The organism is Amycolatopsis sp. NPDC033938 (assembly GCF_055575975.1).
Map to the genome: position 1 here is coordinate 1,129,381 of NZ_JBVIRO010000001.1, position 17,032 is coordinate 1,146,412.

Consider the following 17,032-nt stretch of genomic DNA (forward strand, 5'->3'; position numbering starts at 1 on the left):
CTGGAGTGTCATGAGTTCTTCTCGATCGTGGACCTCGCCGCGGAAGCTGGTGCTGGGCGCCGCGGCGTTCGCGCTGGCCGCCCTGCTCGCCGCGGGTCTGTTCGGGATCCAGTGGGCGGTCGCGGCCTCGGACGACAACGCCGACCTGGCGCGTTCGCGGGACGAGGTGGTCAAGGCGGGCGGCACCGCGATCAAGGCCTACACCGAGGTCGACTTCGAGAACCTCGACGAGTTCTTCAACCGGCAGAAGGCCGTCTCCGACGACAAGATGAGCCAGCAGCTGGCCCAGCTGGAGCCGACCTACCGCAAGGCGCTCGGCGACGCGAAGACCAAGGTCGCGACCACGATCCAGGACATCGCGGTCGAGGAACTCGACGACCACGAAGGCAAGGCGAGCTTCCTCGCCGCCATCACCACCCAGGTCACCCAGGGCGACAAGGCGAGCTCGAAGGCGTTGCGCCTGGAGGTCTCGATGACCCGGGTCGGCGATGAGTGGAAGCTGTCCGGGATCGACAACGTGCCCCTCGTCGCGGCCGGCCAGTAAAGCGTCACCTAGAACGGAGCCTCGTAGTGCCCCCCTCCCGTCGCCAGCCCCCTCGCAGCACTCCGCCGGTGCGCCGCCCCCGGGTGGCCGGTCTGCGCCGGCCCGGCGCTTCCCCGGTCAGTGAGGCGCCTGCTCCCGAGGTGGAGGCCGAGGTCGAGGTCGACGAGACGCCGGTGACGAAGCCGGCGCCGGTCCGCCGTCCTTCGCCGAGGCCTGCTCCGCGTCCGGCTCCTGCTCCTGCTGTCGAGGCTTCGGAGCCCGCTGTTGAGGCTTCGGAGGCGCCTGTAGAGGTCGAAGAGGCTCCTGAGGCTGTTGAGGTCCCTGAAGACGAGGTCGTCGCGAAGCCGAGTCCGCGTGCGAAGGCTCGTGCGGTGGCCCAGGCGAAGCCGGACGACATCGAAGAGGCCGAAGCCGAAGTCGCCGCCGAAGCGGACTCCGACTCGGAGAAGCCGAAGAAGCAGGGCTCTCCGCAGCTGATCCTGGCGGGCGCGCTGATCGTCGTCGGGCTGCTGCTGGCCGCGGCCGCGGTGTTCTTCAAGTTCCAGGCGGACGAGGTGACCAGCTCGACGGAGAACACCGCGCTGCTGGACGTCGCGAAGACCTCGCAGGTCAAGGACCAGGTCGCGAAGGCGACCGAGGCACTGTTCTCCTACGACTACAACAACATCGCGAAGACCGAGGCCGCGGCGAACGACCTGCTGGTCAACGACGAGGTGCGGGCGAAGTACAACCTGCTGATGGGCGAGGTCAAACGGCTGGCCCCGCAGCAGAAGATGGTCGTGACCTGCAAGGTCACCCGCAGCGCCGTCATCCGGCTGGAGGGTGATCGGGCCGACGTGATGGTGTTCGTCGACCAGAGCTCGACACGGGCCGACACGAACAAGACGACCGCCGGTAGCGCGCAGCTGCACTTGAACGCGGAGCTGCAGGGCGACAAGTGGAAGATCACGGCGATGAACACCTACGCCGCTCCGCCCAACCCCACCGCTTCCTCAGCCCCCGCCTCCCCGGCCCCGAGCAAGTAGCCCCGGGATCGCGTTTAGCCCGCTAAACGCGATCTGGGCGGGGCCTGCCGCACCCCGCTCCCGAGGCGCGCCAAGTCGCCTTTCGCGGGCTAATCGCGACGCGCCGCCGCGCTGACCTGGGCGTGCCCGTCCGAGCGGTCAGAGTCCGCGCGACCGCAGCTTGAAGCGGGTCTTCCTCGCCTTCTTGGCCATCGCGTGGTCCGGATGCTCAGCGGCGACGACGTCCAGCAGCTCCAACATGGCGGGGTGACCGGAGCCCGTCAGGAGGTCGACGATGTCGAACCCGCCGTCCATATCGGCGAGTTGGTGCACGAAGGCGCCTAGCTCGTTCATGGCCGCGTAGTGATCGGCCATCCCGATGACGACCTCGTCGCGGCTGACCGATTCGCGATCGATCGCTCCACGCTCCGCCAGCCACATCGTCGCGACCGCCCCGGGCAGGCCGCCCTCCGCGCGGATCCCGGCGGCGGTGGCGAGGCCGGTCTCACCGGTCTCTCCGAGCGCGATCAAGGCGAACAGCCGCTCGGACGGGGTGGCCGCCGACCGGAGGAACTCGCCGGCCTCGGTCGTCGCGTCGAGGGGTGACCGGCGCCGAGCCCAGGCTTTGAGCTCCGCGTCGACGGCCTCCGGTGTGGCGTCGGGAAGGTGTGAACACAGATTGACGAGACTCTTGTCCGCGGCCTCACCGGCGATCGGCGCGGCCACCCCGGCCTCGCGGAGCTCCCGGTTGGTCGCCCAGACCGCGAGCGAGGTGAGCCCGATCAACGTGGGGTCCGGATCCGGGTTATCGGCGAGTTCGGCGAGCTTCGCGAGCGCGGCGGGGTCCGTCACGGTGGAGCGCTTGATCGCGCCGAGCCGGTCCAGCAGCTCCAGGAGGACGGTCGTCGCGTAGCGGAGTGAAGGACTCGGCGCCGGAGAGCGCTCGAACATCCCCGAGAGAAACCCGAGCGTGAGCTCGGCGGGAAGTGGGGCTTCGCCCGACTGGTACAGCGTGAACGCGAGGGCCGAAGCCAGCTGAGGGAACCGTATTTCGGGGCCGACGGACTCTGCGTCCGCCAGCTCGTGCCCTGCCGCGCCGATCGTCGAAAAGGCTCGTTCCCACAGGGCGAGGGGGTCGTTGAGGAGCTTCGCGTTCTTCTTGACCGGCACGTGGGCGCCCTTGAAAACGCGGACGAGCCCGCAAGCCTCGGCCCAGCGAGCGACCAGGGTGTCCCCGGGGCCGCTGTGCCCGTCCAGTCCGGCGACGTACTGGCGGAGTTCCTTCAGCACTGGACTTCGCTCGGCGGCGAGGCGCAGTTCGGCCTCTGGCCGCATGACGACAGGGGACATCGCTGGCGTGGGGTCCGGCTCCGGCCCGTCGTCGCGCGTCTGGAACATCGCCCCAGTCTGTCATCGGCCACCGACACGCGTTCAGCCCGCTAAACGCGTGTCGCGTTTAGCCCGCTAAAGGCGCTCCAGAGGGCTTCCTGTGCGTCGCCCCAGAAGGCTCACCGGTCACAGCGGTCACACGGCCGGAGCCACGGTTGTCACCTTCGCGGCCGTCTGATGCCCGACCTGGCGACTCTCCGAAGTGCCCGCCGGCCGGATGACGATTAGCCCGCGAAACGCAGGTCGGCGCGCCGACGCCGTCACCTGCGGGTACCGGACGGTAACCAGGACAAGCGTCTTGTTCGTCACCCTCCGCGTGACCTCTTCAACGCTGCGCCAACCGGCGGGACCACCGCGCGGCATCTTGACTACGAGCCCGCGTGGGGTCACGCTTACTGGCAACGGCGAGAACCGGCGGTTCCCTTGCGGGAGGGACGGCCCCGGGGAAGCCGAGGAGAGGCATACCTGAAGACGTTGCGATGCAGGCTGGGCCCCATCGGGAGCGCCCCCTGGACAGACCGCGACGTTCGGGCTAGACTGCTTCTTTGCGCTGCCCTCTTTCAGGCTGCCCGGAGCCGGTAGTTAGGATAGTGGGCACACGGCACCCTTGACAGACCGCATCAGCTGTTGCTGACGCGGCTGCTCACCGCTCATTGTCCCCGGAAGGACGCATCTTGGCAGTCTCTCCCGCGAACCAGGCCACTGCTGCGACCACCTCGGCTGTATCTCGCTCGGAGTCCACGGGAATCCCGGGAGCCCCCAAGCGGGTCTCCTTCGCAAAGATTCGCGAGCCGCTCAACACCCCGAACCTGCTCGACGTGCAGATCAGGTCATTCGAATGGTTCACCGGCGACGAGGCGTGGTTCGAACGCCGCGTCGAAGAAGGTGAAGAAAACCCGGTCGGTGGCCTGGAAGAGGTCCTCAACGAGATCTCGCCGATCGAGGACTTCTCCGGATCCATGTCGCTGTCCTTCTCCGACCCGCGCTTCGACGAGGTCAAGGCCTCCGTCGAGGAGTGCAAGGACAAGGACATGACGTACGCGGCCCCGCTGTTCGTGACCGCCGAGTTCGTGAACAACAACACCGGCGAGATCAAGAGCCAGACGGTCTTCATGGGCGACTTCCCGGTGATGACCGACAAGGGCACCTTCGTCATCAACGGCACCGAGCGTGTCGTCGTGTCCCAGCTGGTCCGTTCGCCGGGTGTGTACTTCGACACCAGCGTCGACAAGACCACGGACAAGGACGTCTTCAACGTCCGCGTCATCCCGAGCCGCGGTGCGTGGCTCGAGTTCGACGTCGACAAGCGCGACACCGTCGGTGTCCGTATCGACCGCAAGCGCCGTCAGCCGGTGACCGTGTTGCTGAAGGCGCTCGGCTGGACCACCGAGGCGATCCGCGAGCGTTTCTCCTTCTCCGAGACGCTGCTCGCCACCCTCGAGAAGGACCACACCGCCGGCACCGACGAGGCGCTGCTCGACATCTACCGCAAGCTGCGCCCGGGCGAACCGCCCACGAAGGAGAGCGCGCAGACGCTGCTGGAGAACCTGTTCTTCAAGCCGAAGCGCTACGACCTCGCCAAGGTCGGCCGGTACAAGCTGAACAAGAAGCTCGGCCTCACCACGCCGTACGACACCGGGACGCTGACCGAAGAGGACATCGTCTCGACGATCGAGTACCTGGTCCGGCTGCACGCCGGCGAGGACAAGGCGACCGTCGGCGACCAGGTCATCCCGGTCGAGACCGACGACATCGACCACTTCGGCAACCGTCGTCTCCGCACCGTCGGCGAGCTCATCCAGAACCAGATCCGCGTCGGTCTGTCCCGGATGGAGCGTGTCGTCCGCGAGCGGATGACCACCCAGGACGTCGAGGCGATCACGCCGCAGACCCTGATCAACATCCGTCCCGTCGTGGCGGCGATCAAGGAGTTCTTCGGTACTTCGCAGCTGTCGCAGTTCATGGACCAGAACAACCCGCTGTCGGGGCTGACGCACAAGCGTCGTCTGTCCGCCCTCGGCCCGGGTGGTCTGTCGCGTGAGCGCGCCGGCATGGAGGTCCGTGACGTCCACCCGTCGCACTACGGCCGCATGTGCCCGATCGAGACGCCGGAAGGCCCGAACATCGGCCTGATCGGCTCGCTCTGCTCGTACGCGCGGGTCAACCCGTTCGGTTTCATCGAGACCCCGTACCGCAAGGTCGTCGAGGGCCGGGTCACCGACCAGGTCGACTACCTCACCGCGGACGAGGAAGACCGTTTCGTGAAGGCGCAGGCGAACGCGCCGATCTCGGAAGACGGCACCTTCGTCGAAGACCGCGTCCTGGTCCGTAAGAAGGGCGGCGAGGTCGAGCTGATCGACCCGCTGGACGTGGACTACATGGACGTCTCGCCGCGACAGATGGTCTCGGTCGCGACCGCGATGATCCCGTTCCTCGAGCACGACGACGCGAACCGCGCGCTGATGGGCGCGAACATGCAGCGTCAGGCCGTTCCGCTGCTGCGTAACTCGGCCCCGCTGGTCGGTACCGGCGTGGAGCTGCGTGCCGCGGTGGACGCCGGTGACGTGCTCGTCGCCGAGCAGGCCGGTGTGGTCGAGGAGCTCTCGGCCGACCTGATCACGATCATGCACGACGACGGCACGCGGAAGAGCTACGGACTGTACAAGTTCCGCCGCTCGAACCACGGCACCTGCTTCAACCACCGCCCGATCGTCAACGAGGGCGACCGGGTCGAGCAGGGTCAGGTCATCGCCGACGGCCCGTCCACCGAGAACGGTGAGATGGCGCTCGGCAAGAACCTGCTCGTCGCGGTCATGCCGTGGGAGGGCCACAACTACGAGGACGCGATCATCCTCTCCGAGCGCCTGGTGCAGGACGACGTGCTCACGTCGATCCACATCGAGGAGCACGAGATCGACGCCCGCGACACCAAGCTGGGCGCCGAGGAGATCACCCGGGACATCCCGAACGTCTCCGAGGAGGTCCTGGCCGACCTCGACGAGCGCGGCATCATCCGCATCGGTGCCGAGGTCCGCGACGGCGACATCCTGGTCGGCAAGGTCACGCCCAAGGGTGAGACCGAGCTGACCCCGGAAGAGCGTCTGCTCCGCGCGATCTTCGGCGAGAAGGCCCGTGAGGTCCGCGACACCTCGCTGAAGGTGCCGCACGGCGAGACCGGCAAGGTCATCGGCATCCGCGTGTTCTCGCGCGAGGACGACGACGAGCTGCCCCCGGGCGTCAACGAACTGGTCCGCGTCTACGTGGCCCAGAAGCGGAAGATCCAGCCGGGCGACAAGCTCGCCGGCCGCCACGGGAACAAGGGTGTCATCGGCAAGATCCTCCCTGTCGAGGACATGCCGTTCATGGAGGACGGCACGCCCGTCGACATCATCCTGAACACCCACGGTGTCCCGCGTCGTATGAACATCGGCCAGGTACTGGAACTCCACCTGGGCTGGCTGGCGTCGCAGGGTTGGAAGATCGAAGGCAACCCGGACTGGGCGAAGAACCTCAACGAGGAGCTCTACGACGTCGACCCCGGCACGAACACCGCCACCCCGGTGTTCGACGGTGCCAAGGAAGACGAGCTGACCGGCCTGCTCGGTGCCACCAAGCCGAACCGTGACGGTGAGCGCATGGTGAAGCAGAACGGCAAGGCCACGCTGCTGGACGGCCGCTCCGGCGAGCCGTACCCGTACCCGGTCGCGGTCGGCTACATGTACATCCTGAAGCTGCACCACCTGGTCGACGACAAGATCCACGCCCGGTCCACCGGTCCGTACTCGATGATCACGCAGCAGCCGCTGGGTGGTAAGGCGCAGTTCGGTGGCCAGCGCTTCGGTGAGATGGAGTGCTGGGCGATGCAGGCGTATGGCGCCGCCTACACCCTGCAGGAGCTGCTGACGATCAAGTCGGACGACGTGGTCGGCCGCGTGAAGGTGTACGAGGCCATCGTCAAGGGGGAGAACATCCCCGAGCCGGGTATCCCGGAGTCGTTCAAGGTGCTCCTGAAGGAGCTCCAGTCGCTTTGCCTCAACGTCGAGGTGCTGTCGAGCGACGGCGCCGCGATCGAGATGCGCGACTCCGACGACGAGGACCTCGAGCGTGCCGCGGCGAACCTCGGCATCAACCTGTCCCGCAACGAGTCGCCCTCGGTGGACGACGTCGTGCACTGATCCGCGATGAGGCGGGGGCCCTTCAGGCTCCCGCCTCCGCTCGCCAACTCCTCTAGTCGCATCAACCCCAAGGGGATGTAAAGACGTGCTGGACGTCAACTTCTTCGATGAGCTCCGCATCGGCCTCGCTACCGCCGACGACATTCGTCAGTGGTCCTTCGGCGAGGTCAAGAAGCCGGAGACCATCAACTACCGGACGCTCAAGCCCGAGAAGGACGGCCTCTTCTGCGAGAAGATCTTCGGCCCGACCCGGGACTGGGAATGCTACTGCGGTAAGTACAAGCGGGTCCGCTTCAAGGGCATCATCTGCGAGCGCTGTGGCGTCGAGGTCACTCGCGCCAAGGTGCGCCGTGAGCGGATGGGCCACATCGAGCTGGCCGCTCCCGTCACCCACATCTGGTACTTCAAGGGTGTTCCTTCCCGCCTCGGCTACCTGCTCGACCTGGCGCCGAAGGACCTCGAGAAGATCATCTACTTCGCGGCCTACGTGATCACCGGCGTGAACACCGAGCTGCGGCACAACGACCTGCCGACCCTCGAGAACGAGATCGGCGTCGAGCGCAAGAACCTCGAGACCAAGCGTGACGCGGACATCGAGGCACGGGCGCAGAAGCTGGAAGCCGACCTGGCCGAGCTGGAGGCGGAGGGCGCCAAGTCCGACGTCCGCCGCAAGGTCAAGGAGGGCGGCGAGCGTGAGATGCGCCAGATCCGTGACCGCGCCGGTCGCGAACTGGACCGTCTCGAGGAGGTCTGGACGACCTTCACCAAGCTCGACGTTCGCCAGCTGATCGCCGACGAGCTGCTCTACCGCGAGCTCGTCGACCGCTACGGCGAGTACTTCACCGGCGGCATGGGCGCGGAGGCCATCCAGAAGCTGGCCACCGAGTTCGACGTCGCGGCCGAGGCCGACAACCTGCGCGACACCATCCGCAACGGCAAGGGGCAGAAGAAGCTCCGCGCGCTGAAGCGGCTCAAGGTCGTCGCGGCCTTCCAGGCCACCGGCAACGACCCGCGCGGCATGGTGCTCGACGCCGTCCCGGTGATCCCGCCGGACCTGCGCCCGATGGTCCAGCTCGACGGTGGCCGGTTCGCCACCTCCGACCTGAACGACCTCTACCGCCGGGTCATCAACCGCAACAACCGGTTGAAGCGGCTCATCGACCTCGGCGCGCCCGAGATCATCGTCAACAACGAGAAGCGGATGCTGCAGGAGGCCGTCGACGCGCTGTTCGACAACGGCCGCCGCGGCCGCCCGGTCACCGGTCCCGGTAACCGCCCGCTGAAGTCGCTGTCCGACCTGCTCAAGGGCAAGCAGGGCCGGTTCCGTCAGAACCTGCTCGGCAAGCGTGTCGACTACTCCGGCCGTTCGGTCATCATCGTCGGCCCGCAGCTGAAGCTGCACCAGTGCGGTCTGCCGAAGGACATGGCGCTCGAGCTGTTCAAGCCGTTCGTCATGAAGCGGCTGGTCGACCTGAACCACGCGCAGAACATCAAGTCCGCCAAGCGGATGGTGGAGCGCTCGCGCCCGCAGGTGTGGGACGTGCTCGAAGAGGTCATCACCGGTCACCCGGTGATGCTGAACCGTGCGCCGACCCTGCACCGCCTCGGTATCCAGGCCTTCGAGCCGCAGTTGGTCGAAGGCAAGGCCATCCAGCTGCACCCGCTGGTCTGTGAGGCGTTCAACGCGGACTTCGACGGTGACCAGATGGCCGTGCACCTCCCGCTGTCCGCGGAGGCGCAGGCCGAGGCCCGCATCCTGATGCTGTCGGCGAACAACATCCTTTCGCCGGCGTCGGGCCGCCCGCTCGCCATGCCGCGTCTGGACATGGTGACCGGTCTGTTCCACCTGACCCGGCTGAACGAAGACGCCGAAGGCACGGGCAACGCCTACTCCTCGCCCGCCGAGGCGATCATGGCGTTCGACCGCAAGGCGCTGAGCCTGCACGCCAAGGTCAAGATCCGCATCGTCGACCGTCAGCCCGCCAAGGCCGACGAAGCGGCGCTCGCGGAGAAGGGCTGGGAGCCGGGCAAGGCTTGGCTGGCCGAGACCACCCTGGGCCGTGTGCTGTTCAACGAGCTGCTGCCGGCGGACTACCCGTTCATCAACGAGCCGATGCCGAAGAAGCGTCAGGCCATGATCGTGAACGATCTCGCCGAGCGCTACTCGATGACGCAGGTCGCGCAGACCCTGGACCGCCTGAAGGACGCCGGTTTCTACTGGGCGACCCGTTCGGGTGTCACGGTCGCGATCTCCGACGTGCTGGTCCCGAAGGGCAAGGCCGCCATTCTGGACGAGTACGAAGGCAAGGCCGACCAGGTCGAGAAGCGGTACCAGCGTGGTCAGCTGTCGCACGCCGAGCGCAACAACGAGCTCGTCAAGGTGTGGACGCAGGCCACCGAAGAGGTCCACAAGATCATGGAGACGGCGCTGCCGGACGACAACCCGATCGCGATGATCGTGAAGTCGGGCGCGGCGGGCAACATGACGCAGGTCCGGTCGCTGGCCGGTATGCGTGGTCTGGTGTCGAACCCGAAGGGTGAGTACATCCCGCGTCCGATCAAGGCCAACTTCCGTGAAGGTCTGTCGGTGGCGGAGTACTTCATCGCGACGCACGGTGCCCGTAAGGGTCTGGCGGACACGGCGCTCCGTACCGCCGACTCGGGTTACCTGACCCGTCGTCTGGTGGACGTGTCGCAGGACGTCATCGTCCGTGAGATCGACTGTGGCACCACCCGCGGTATCAACATGCCGATCGGTGAAGACATCGGCGACGGCAAGGTCCTGCGCGACCAGCACGTCGAGACCAGCGTGTACGCGCGGAACCTGGCGACCGACGCGGTCGACGCCAAGGGCAACGTCGTGCTCAACGCCGGTGACGACATCGGTGACCCGGCGATCGACAAGCTCATCTCGAGCGGGATCTCCAAGGTCAAGGTGCGTTCGGTGCTGACCTGTGAGTCGGCCGTCGGTATCTGCGCCACCTGCTACGGCCGGTCCATGGCGACCGGTCAGCTCGTCGACGTCGGCGAGGCCGTGGGTATCGTCGCGGCCCAGTCGATCGGTGAGCCGGGTACGCAGCTGACGATGCGTACGTTCCACCAGGGTGGTGTCGCCGGTGACGACATCACGACCGGTCTGCCCCGTGTCCAGGAGCTGTTCGAGGCCCGGGTCCCGAAGGGCAAGGCGCCGATCGCCGACGTCGATGGCCGGGTGCGCATCGAGGAGAGCGAGCGGTTCTGGAAGATCACGCTGATCCCGGACGACGGCAGCGAAGAGATCGTCTTCGACAAGCTGTCCAAGCGTCAGCGGCTCGCGAACACCCCGAGCGGCCCGCTGGGCGACGGTGACCGCGTGTCGGTCGGCCAGCAGCTGCTCGAAGGTACGCCGGACCCGCACGAGGTCCTGCGGGTCATGGGGCCGCGCGAAGCGCAGATGCACCTGGTGGACGAGGTCCAGAAGGTGTACCGGGCGCAGGGTGTGTCGATCCACGACAAGCACATCGAGGTCATCGTCCGGCAGATGCTCCGCCGGGTCACGATCATCGACTCCGGTGCCACGGACTTCCTGCCGGGCGAGCTGCCCGAGCGGACCAAGTTCGAGGCGAAGAACCGGGCGTCGGTCGCCGAGGGTGGCGAGCCGGCTTCGGGTCGCCCGGTGCTGATGGGGATCACGAAGGCCTCGCTGACCACGGACTCGTGGCTGTCGGCGGCCTCGTTCCAGGAGACCACGCGTGTCCTGACCGACGCGGCCATCAACGGCCGCTCGGACAAGCTCGTGGGCCTCAAGGAGAACGTGATCATCGGTAAGCTGATCCCGGCCGGTACCGGGATCAACAAGTACCGCAACATCCAGGTGCAGCCGACCGAGGAGGCGCGGGTCGCCGCTTACGCGATCCCGTCCTACGACGACGGCTACTACACCCCGGATGTGTTCGGCTCCTCCACCCCGGGTGCCGCGGTGCCGCTGGACGATTACGACTTCGGCCGCGACTTCCGCTGATCCACCCAGCTCCACCCGAAGCGCCCCTGGCTCCCGGCCAGGGGCGCTTCGCTTTTCCCGCCCGCCGGATCGCGTTTAGCCCGCTAAACGCGACCTGGCCGGGGAGCGACGATCGGTGCGGTATCCGCCTGGATGCGCGACGGTTGGCGGGCGATCCCGGGAGCGCCGGCCGAAAGGATGGTCGGCATGGATTCCCTTATGGCAGATGAGAACACGGCCTTCGCGCAGCTCCAGTCCGCATTGGACGACGTCCACCGCGCAGGGGTGCCCGGTGTGTTCGCCGAGGTGCGCGCGGGCGAGCGGGTCTGGCGCGGTGCCTCCGGTGTCGCAGATCTCGAGACCGGCCGCCCCGTCGAGCCGGGGATGCTGCAACGCGTCGGCAGCATCACCAAGACCTTCGTCTCCGCCGCGGTGCTGCAGCAGGTCGAGGCCGGGCGAACCGGGCTCGACGCGCCGATCGGTGACCACCTGCCGCGGCTGGTCCCCGGTGAGCGCGGTCGCGAGATCACGGTCCGGATGCTGATCAACCACACCAGCGGCCTCGCCGAATATCTGCCGCACGCCTTCCCCTCGCTCAAGGAATTCGCGCCAGGGAGCCTGGACGACAACCGCTTCCGGAAGTTCCGCCCGGCAGAGTTGATCGCCCTGGGCGTCGGCGCACCCGCCACCGGCGAGCCGGGGAGCACGCCGGGGGTGTACTCCAACACGAACTACTTCCTCCTGGGAGAACTGCTGGAGCAGTTGACCGGCACTCCGGCCGAGGAGTACATCCGCCGCGCCATCATCGAGCCCGCGGGTCTCACGCACACCGGGTTTCCCGCCGTCGCGTGGATCGAGGAACCGCACTCGCGGATGTACGAGGCGCTGTTCGGTCTGATCGACCCGCCTCGTGACTACAGCACTTACGACATGTCCTGGGTGATGCCCGGTGCCGGCCTCGTGTCGACCCTCGAGGATCTCAACCGCTTTTACCGCAAGCTTCTCGGCGGCGAGATCGTCAGCCCGTCTTCCCTGGCCGAGATGCAGCGGCTCGTTCCGGTCATCAGGCAGAACGGGCAGCTGGTCGACTACGGCCTCGGTCTCGACAAGACCGAGATTCCCGGGCACGGCACCGTCTGGGGTCATGACGGCACGGTTTGGGGAGCCTCGACGCTGTCCTGGACCAGCGTCGACGGCGAACGGCAGTTCTCCGCCGCGATGAACCTGGCGCGGTGGCGCAAGCCGGATGCCGAGGGGACGCCGCACCCCATCGACGAGGCAGTGGCGGCGCTCAAGCACCTCGCCCTCACCAGCCCCGCCTGACCCCCCGGCCACTCCGATCACGTTTAGCCCGCGAAACGCACCTCCCTGCCCCGGAGCGCGTTTCGCGGGCTAAAGGCGATCTGGCACCTGGGTGGGCAGACTTGCGTTTCGCCCCCTAATCGCGATCTGTGGGGGAGGGTGCGCAGGTCAGGAGTGCCGTGCGGCGGGGAAGTCGAAGTAGGTGTCCGGGAATGGCTCCCCGACCAAGGTGTAGTGCCATCACTCCTCGGCCAGGTTCCGGAACCCTGCCGCCGCGAGTGTGGATCACCGGCGAAGCGCGGGCGAACCGGCAGTTGCTCAAGGGCAGGATTGTGGGCACCACCTCCGAAAGCGCGACGAACTCCCGCGGCGCCTTCGTGTGGTACCGCTGGGAAGTTCCCGACAGTTCATAACGAAACCATAACGACCAAACGCGCGGCGGACGCCGGTTACTGGTCCGTTGTGACCTGCGGTAGTGCGGCCAGGTGGCCTAATTCCCACTACCCGGAAAATCGCCACTCGTTCGGGCTAATGGCCCATCCGCATCGTGGGAAATTCACCCTGCCGAGGCATGTCTCATTCTTTGATCACGAGATTGACACTACGACGCGTTCGCACGAGTATTTCGCCCATGCAATCCCCAGTCGCCTTGGTGTGGCGCCGGCACGTTGACTTGCGGCAGCAAGCAAGCGCGCTGTGTATGGATTCCTGACCTTTTTCGGCTCGTCGTGTCCCGTTGAATTCGTGCATCCGAAATGGATGCTCCTGTTCTCCGTGTGTTGACGATTTCCGCTGTGCCGCAACGGTTCCCTGCTTGAATCGGCGGTTGATTGCTTTCCCTTGATCCGTGTCGGTGACGCCTGCGCGAAATGGGGGAGAGGTGTGCCAATTGTCTGGCGCTTTCGGTAGCGAAAACAGGGAGAAAGAATGCTATCCAACTCGCCCAAGTGGCGAAAAGTGGTGATAGGCGCCATGGCGGCGGCGCTCGCCGTGGGCACGGTGACCTATACCGGCTCGGCGACGAGTGCCTACGCGGACGTCCAGGTCGTCAAGGACGCGAAGAAGGCGGCTGACGGCAAGGAGTACTGGGTCCAGAACCACCTGGTGTCCAAGGACGTCGCGGCGGCCCGAAGCGCTGACGGCAAGCGCAAGAAGTGGTTGCTGGTCTGGGCCGGTGACGAGAACATCGCCGACACCCTGGTCAAGGACGTCAAGAACCTGCCGGGGTCGCTCGGCGGCGGTCTCAACAAAATCAAGAACGCGTTGCCGGGTCCGGACTTCCTCGCCGTGATCGACGCGACGCAGGGCTCGCCGACCTACGGCAAGGTCGTCAACACCGCCACCGTCGGTCCGCTTGTCGAGAACGAGCCGCACCACATGCAGTACGTGTGGCACAAGGGCGACACGATCTACGCCGGTGCGCTGTTCGCCGCCGCGACGTACGCCTTCGACGTCTCCGCGTTGCCGCAACTGAAGCTCAAGGGCGTCAGCCTCCCGACCCAGACCCTCGGCGGCTCCGTGCCGGACGCGTACTGGGTGCTCAAGGACGGCACGGCGTACGGGACCTACATGGGCGGCCCGGTCGTGCCCGGTCCGCACACCTACGCCAACGGGTCCACCGTGGTGGGCAACGGTTTCGCGGGCAGCCCCGGCGAGGTCGTCCGCTTCGACCAGAACGCGCAGGTGCTTTCCGAGTCCCCGGCGGCCACCCCGCAGGGCGACAACAAGAAGCTGTGCGACAACCTCCCGCAACTGGACAAGCCGACCTGCGCCAACCCGCACGGCATTCAGGCCCGCGAGGACCTCAACACCCTGGTCACCAGTGACTACGCCGAGCCCCGCAACATCATTCTCGACCCGGTGAAGCAGCCGTCGCCGTACCTGCGACGCCCGACCGTCCGGACATGGGACATCTCCGATCGCAACAAGCCGAAGCTCAAGGCGGTCTCGTACCTGCCGGACGGTCCGAGGGCCGACCCGGCCGACCCGCTGCACGCCGAGAGCCGCGCGGTCATGGAGACCACGGTGACCAACCTGCCCGGCCACAAGGGCGCGTTCGCCCAGACCATGCAGGGCGGCGCGGTGTTCTACACGCCGGACATCACCGCCAAGGAACCGCACTGGATCCAGGTGTTCGACGACGGTGCCGCGAACAAGGCCATCCACCCGAACAACGACTCCAACGGTGGTGGTTCGAACGGTGGCTGGATCCAGACCAGCCCCGACGACAAGTACCTCTACCGCGCGATCACCGGACGCTCCAAGGGCGCGCTCGGCCCGGACGACCCCGGTACCACCGGTGGTGTCTACGTCCTCGACATCCAGAAGCTCGTCGCCGCGGGTGACAAGGTCGAGAACATCAACGGCCGGATCGACACGAAGGAGAAGTCGCAGCAGGGCGGTGGCGGCGACCTGCCGACCGTCGTCGGCGCGGCGCCGATCAACCCGGGCACGCCGGGCGGGGGCCCGCACTGGGGCGCTTACGACAACTTCGTGCTCGGTGACGACGGGTACTACCGCGAGACCGACAAACCGCAGCATCTCGCGGTGTCGAACTACTTCGTCGCACGGTCCGGTTTGGACGGTGACCACAAGGTCAACCTGCTGAATCTCGGCGAGGACGGGAAGGTCGCGGTCGACCAGAACTTCCGGGACGAGTTCACCGGACAGGTCGGGATCAACTTCAACCGGAAGACCTGGCCGCACGGGTCCTTCGGAAACGCCAAGCCGCACTCCGAACTGTTCGTCGTAGCGGACGCGGATCTCAAATAACCCTGTTCGGCGCGGAAGGTCGTGGGTGGCGGGCACATCTCCGTCACCCACGGCCCCGCCGATTCGCTCCGGAAGGTCCCCATGGATCACCACGTCATACCGGCGAGTTCGGGTTCGGCCGGAGTCGGTATCGCCCTGGTCCTGCTTCGGCTCGGGCTACTACTGGCGACGGCTTTCCTTGCCGGAACCGGGATTCTGCGTCCGCTGGTGGGAGAGCCGCCCCGGCGCCTTTACCTCACCATCGCCGCGCTCGGCGGAGTTTCCGTCGCACTCGCGGCTGTTTCCGCTTTCGCGACCGACGTCAACGTCATCGCGCTGACCGTGCACATCGCGCTGGCGCTGGCGATTCCCGTTCTAGTGCGCTGGCCGTCCGCCTGCCGATGGGCTTCTCTCGCCTTGGCCGCGTTGGTGGTGCTCGAAACCTCGCTCGGGCGATCCGGTGTGGAGTTCGCCATCGACACCGTCTACGTCGCGGCGGCGGCCTTGTGGTTCGGCGTCACCGTTCTTTCCGGCTGGGTGCCCGCCTCGGGATGGCGCCAGACGAACTTCCGGCTGGGCCCGCTTTCCTTGACACTGGGCGGACTACTCGTCGTCGCCGGCGCCGTCCAGCTGTTCTCCTCCGGACTCGGGTTCGATCGTCGGATCTACGGAACCTTCTTCGGGATCACGTTGCTGGTGATCGCCGTGCTTCCGGCCATCGCCACCGCAGTCGCTGGCTTTTCCTTGCCAGGCAAGGATTCCACCCGTGCCTATCGATTCGGCGCGGCCGCCGTCGCTGTCGGTTTCGTCGCCTGGAGCGCCCTCGCGGCCATTCCCAAACCACCCGAACTGCCGATTCCCGGCGTCCCGCTGCTCGCCGACGCCTCTATCGGCGATCAGCGGATCCCGGTGTTGATCAGCCCACAGCGACCCGGCAAGAACCTCGTCCATTTCCCGGCGAGCGCGGGGCCGGAGCTGTCAGCCGGAATCGAAGGCGGCCTGATCGGCAAGGCCATCGTGCGCCCCGGCGCCGAGGGCACCTGGGCCGAGGTCGAGCTGCCGAAGGGGCGCAGCGACGTGGTCGTCAGCCGTGGTGAGGAGAAGACGACGATCGAGGTCGACGCGGGGGAGGAGCAGGGGCCCGCCATCGAGGACACGGACGCGCCCGAATGCGCGTCGGCCGCGTTGGGCGGGCTGATCGCCGACCGCCGCGAAGTCCTCACTTCGTGCCCCTCGGACACGCTTTCGGGCGAAGACAGCGGTTCCCTGGTCAAGCTCGTCGAGTTTCTCGCCGGTCGCAAGCCTTCCGCGCTCACCCTTGTCGAGGATGCCTCACCGCGGAGTGTGGCCGCCGCGAAGCTGGTCCGGGAGACCGCCGCGCGTGCCGGGCTCCGGGTGCAGGCCGAAGCGGGCCCGAACACCGCGCTGGTGGTGGTGTCCGGCTGGGCGGGCGGCTACACGGCGATGACCCGCGCGGCCGAGTCCCAGCGGCTCAAGCCGACCCATCAATACGGCCTGTACCTGGCGCCGTGGCTCCTCAACGGCCCGATCGTCAACGCTGTCGCGAGTTCGTCGCTGCCGCTGAGGTTCGACCCGCGAGAGCAGGTCGCCGTCAGCTACGCGGTCGCCACGAACAACGCCTTCGGTGGCGAGAGCCCCACGCTCGGCGGTTTCCGGAACTGGCTCGGCGGCCAGTGGACGTCGGTGAACGGTGACGTCCAGATCTTCGCCGCGGCGCAGGTCAACGCCATGCCGATGTACCCGGGCGAACCGCATTCCGCCGGGATGATCGCCGACCGGAACTACGCGGGGCAATGGATCCCCGACGGCACGATCGTGCCGATCAGTTCGGTGCTGCGGTGAAGGATTCCGCTCGATTCCAGCAGCG

8 protein-coding genes are annotated in these 17,032 nt (G+C 67.0%); 7 read left to right on the forward strand and 1 reads right to left on the reverse strand.

The annotated features are described in order from the left end of the window. Positions 1-10: 10 nt before the first annotated feature. Positions 11-544 carry a hypothetical protein gene (locus ACZ5ZX_RS05670; RefSeq protein WP_465500822.1) on the forward strand — a complete coding sequence of 178 codons (534 nt, stop codon included), beginning with the start codon at positions 11-13 and terminating at the stop codon, positions 542-544. 83 nt (positions 545-627) lie between these two features. Beyond that, positions 628-1,569 carry a hypothetical protein gene (locus tag ACZ5ZX_RS05675; RefSeq protein ID WP_465501050.1) on the forward strand — a complete coding sequence of 314 codons (942 nt, stop codon included), beginning with the start codon at positions 628-630 and terminating at the stop codon, positions 1,567-1,569. 138 nt (positions 1,570-1,707) lie between these two features. On the opposite strand, the gene ACZ5ZX_RS05680 is transcribed toward ACZ5ZX_RS05675, so the two are convergent. After that, positions 1,708-2,946: a hypothetical protein gene (locus ACZ5ZX_RS05680; RefSeq protein ID WP_465500823.1), complete on the reverse strand. Its 1,239-nt coding sequence runs from the start codon at positions 2,944-2,946 to the stop codon at positions 1,708-1,710. 665 nt (positions 2,947-3,611) lie between these two features. Here ACZ5ZX_RS05680 and rpoB point away from each other — a divergent pair. The 5 genes from rpoB to ACZ5ZX_RS05705 all read left to right on the forward strand — a co-directional run bounded on the left by rpoB (position 3,612) and on the right by ACZ5ZX_RS05705 (position 17,007). After that, positions 3,612-7,112 (forward strand): DNA-directed RNA polymerase subunit beta, encoded by a 3,501-nt coding sequence (gene rpoB, locus ACZ5ZX_RS05685; protein ID WP_061979972.1) that lies wholly within the window; start codon positions 3,612-3,614, stop codon positions 7,110-7,112. Positions 7,113-7,197: 85 nt separating this feature from the next. Beyond that, positions 7,198-11,112 carry a DNA-directed RNA polymerase subunit beta' gene (locus ACZ5ZX_RS05690; RefSeq protein ID WP_465500824.1) on the forward strand — a complete coding sequence of 1,305 codons (3,915 nt, stop codon included), beginning with the start codon at positions 7,198-7,200 and terminating at the stop codon, positions 11,110-11,112. Positions 11,113-11,310: 198 nt separating this feature from the next. After that, the gene (locus tag ACZ5ZX_RS05695) at positions 11,311-12,414 is read left to right on the forward strand and encodes a serine hydrolase domain-containing protein (RefSeq protein WP_465500825.1); all 1,104 of its coding nucleotides are present in this window, start codon (positions 11,311-11,313) and stop codon (positions 12,412-12,414) included. Positions 12,415-13,365: 951 nt separating this feature from the next. Beyond that, positions 13,366-15,165, forward strand: a complete 1,800-nt coding sequence (locus tag ACZ5ZX_RS05700) for a hypothetical protein (protein ID WP_465501051.1) — start codon at positions 13,366-13,368, stop codon at positions 15,163-15,165. Between the two features lie 81 nt (positions 15,166-15,246). Then, positions 15,247-17,007 (forward strand): hypothetical protein, encoded by a 1,761-nt coding sequence (locus ACZ5ZX_RS05705; RefSeq protein ID WP_465500826.1) that lies wholly within the window; start codon positions 15,247-15,249, stop codon positions 17,005-17,007. Positions 17,008-17,032: the final 25 nt, after the last annotated feature.

What these genes read in the sequence shown, in the direction of transcription:
- ACZ5ZX_RS05680 (WP_465500823.1), bottom strand. Translation starts at nt 2,946, where the DNA reads ATGTTCCAGACGCGCGACGACGGGCCGGAGCCGGACCCCACGCCAGCG.
- ACZ5ZX_RS05695 (WP_465500825.1), top strand. Translation starts at nt 11,311, where the DNA reads ATGGCAGATGAGAACACGGCCTTCGCGCAGCTCCAGTCCGCATTGGAC.
- ACZ5ZX_RS05705 (WP_465500826.1), top strand. Translation starts at nt 15,247, where the DNA reads ATGGATCACCACGTCATACCGGCGAGTTCGGGTTCGGCCGGAGTCGGT.
- ACZ5ZX_RS05670 (WP_465500822.1), top strand. Translation starts at nt 11, where the DNA reads ATGAGTTCTTCTCGATCGTGGACCTCGCCGCGGAAGCTGGTGCTGGGC.
- ACZ5ZX_RS05700 (WP_465501051.1), top strand. Translation starts at nt 13,366, where the DNA reads ATGGCGGCGGCGCTCGCCGTGGGCACGGTGACCTATACCGGCTCGGCG.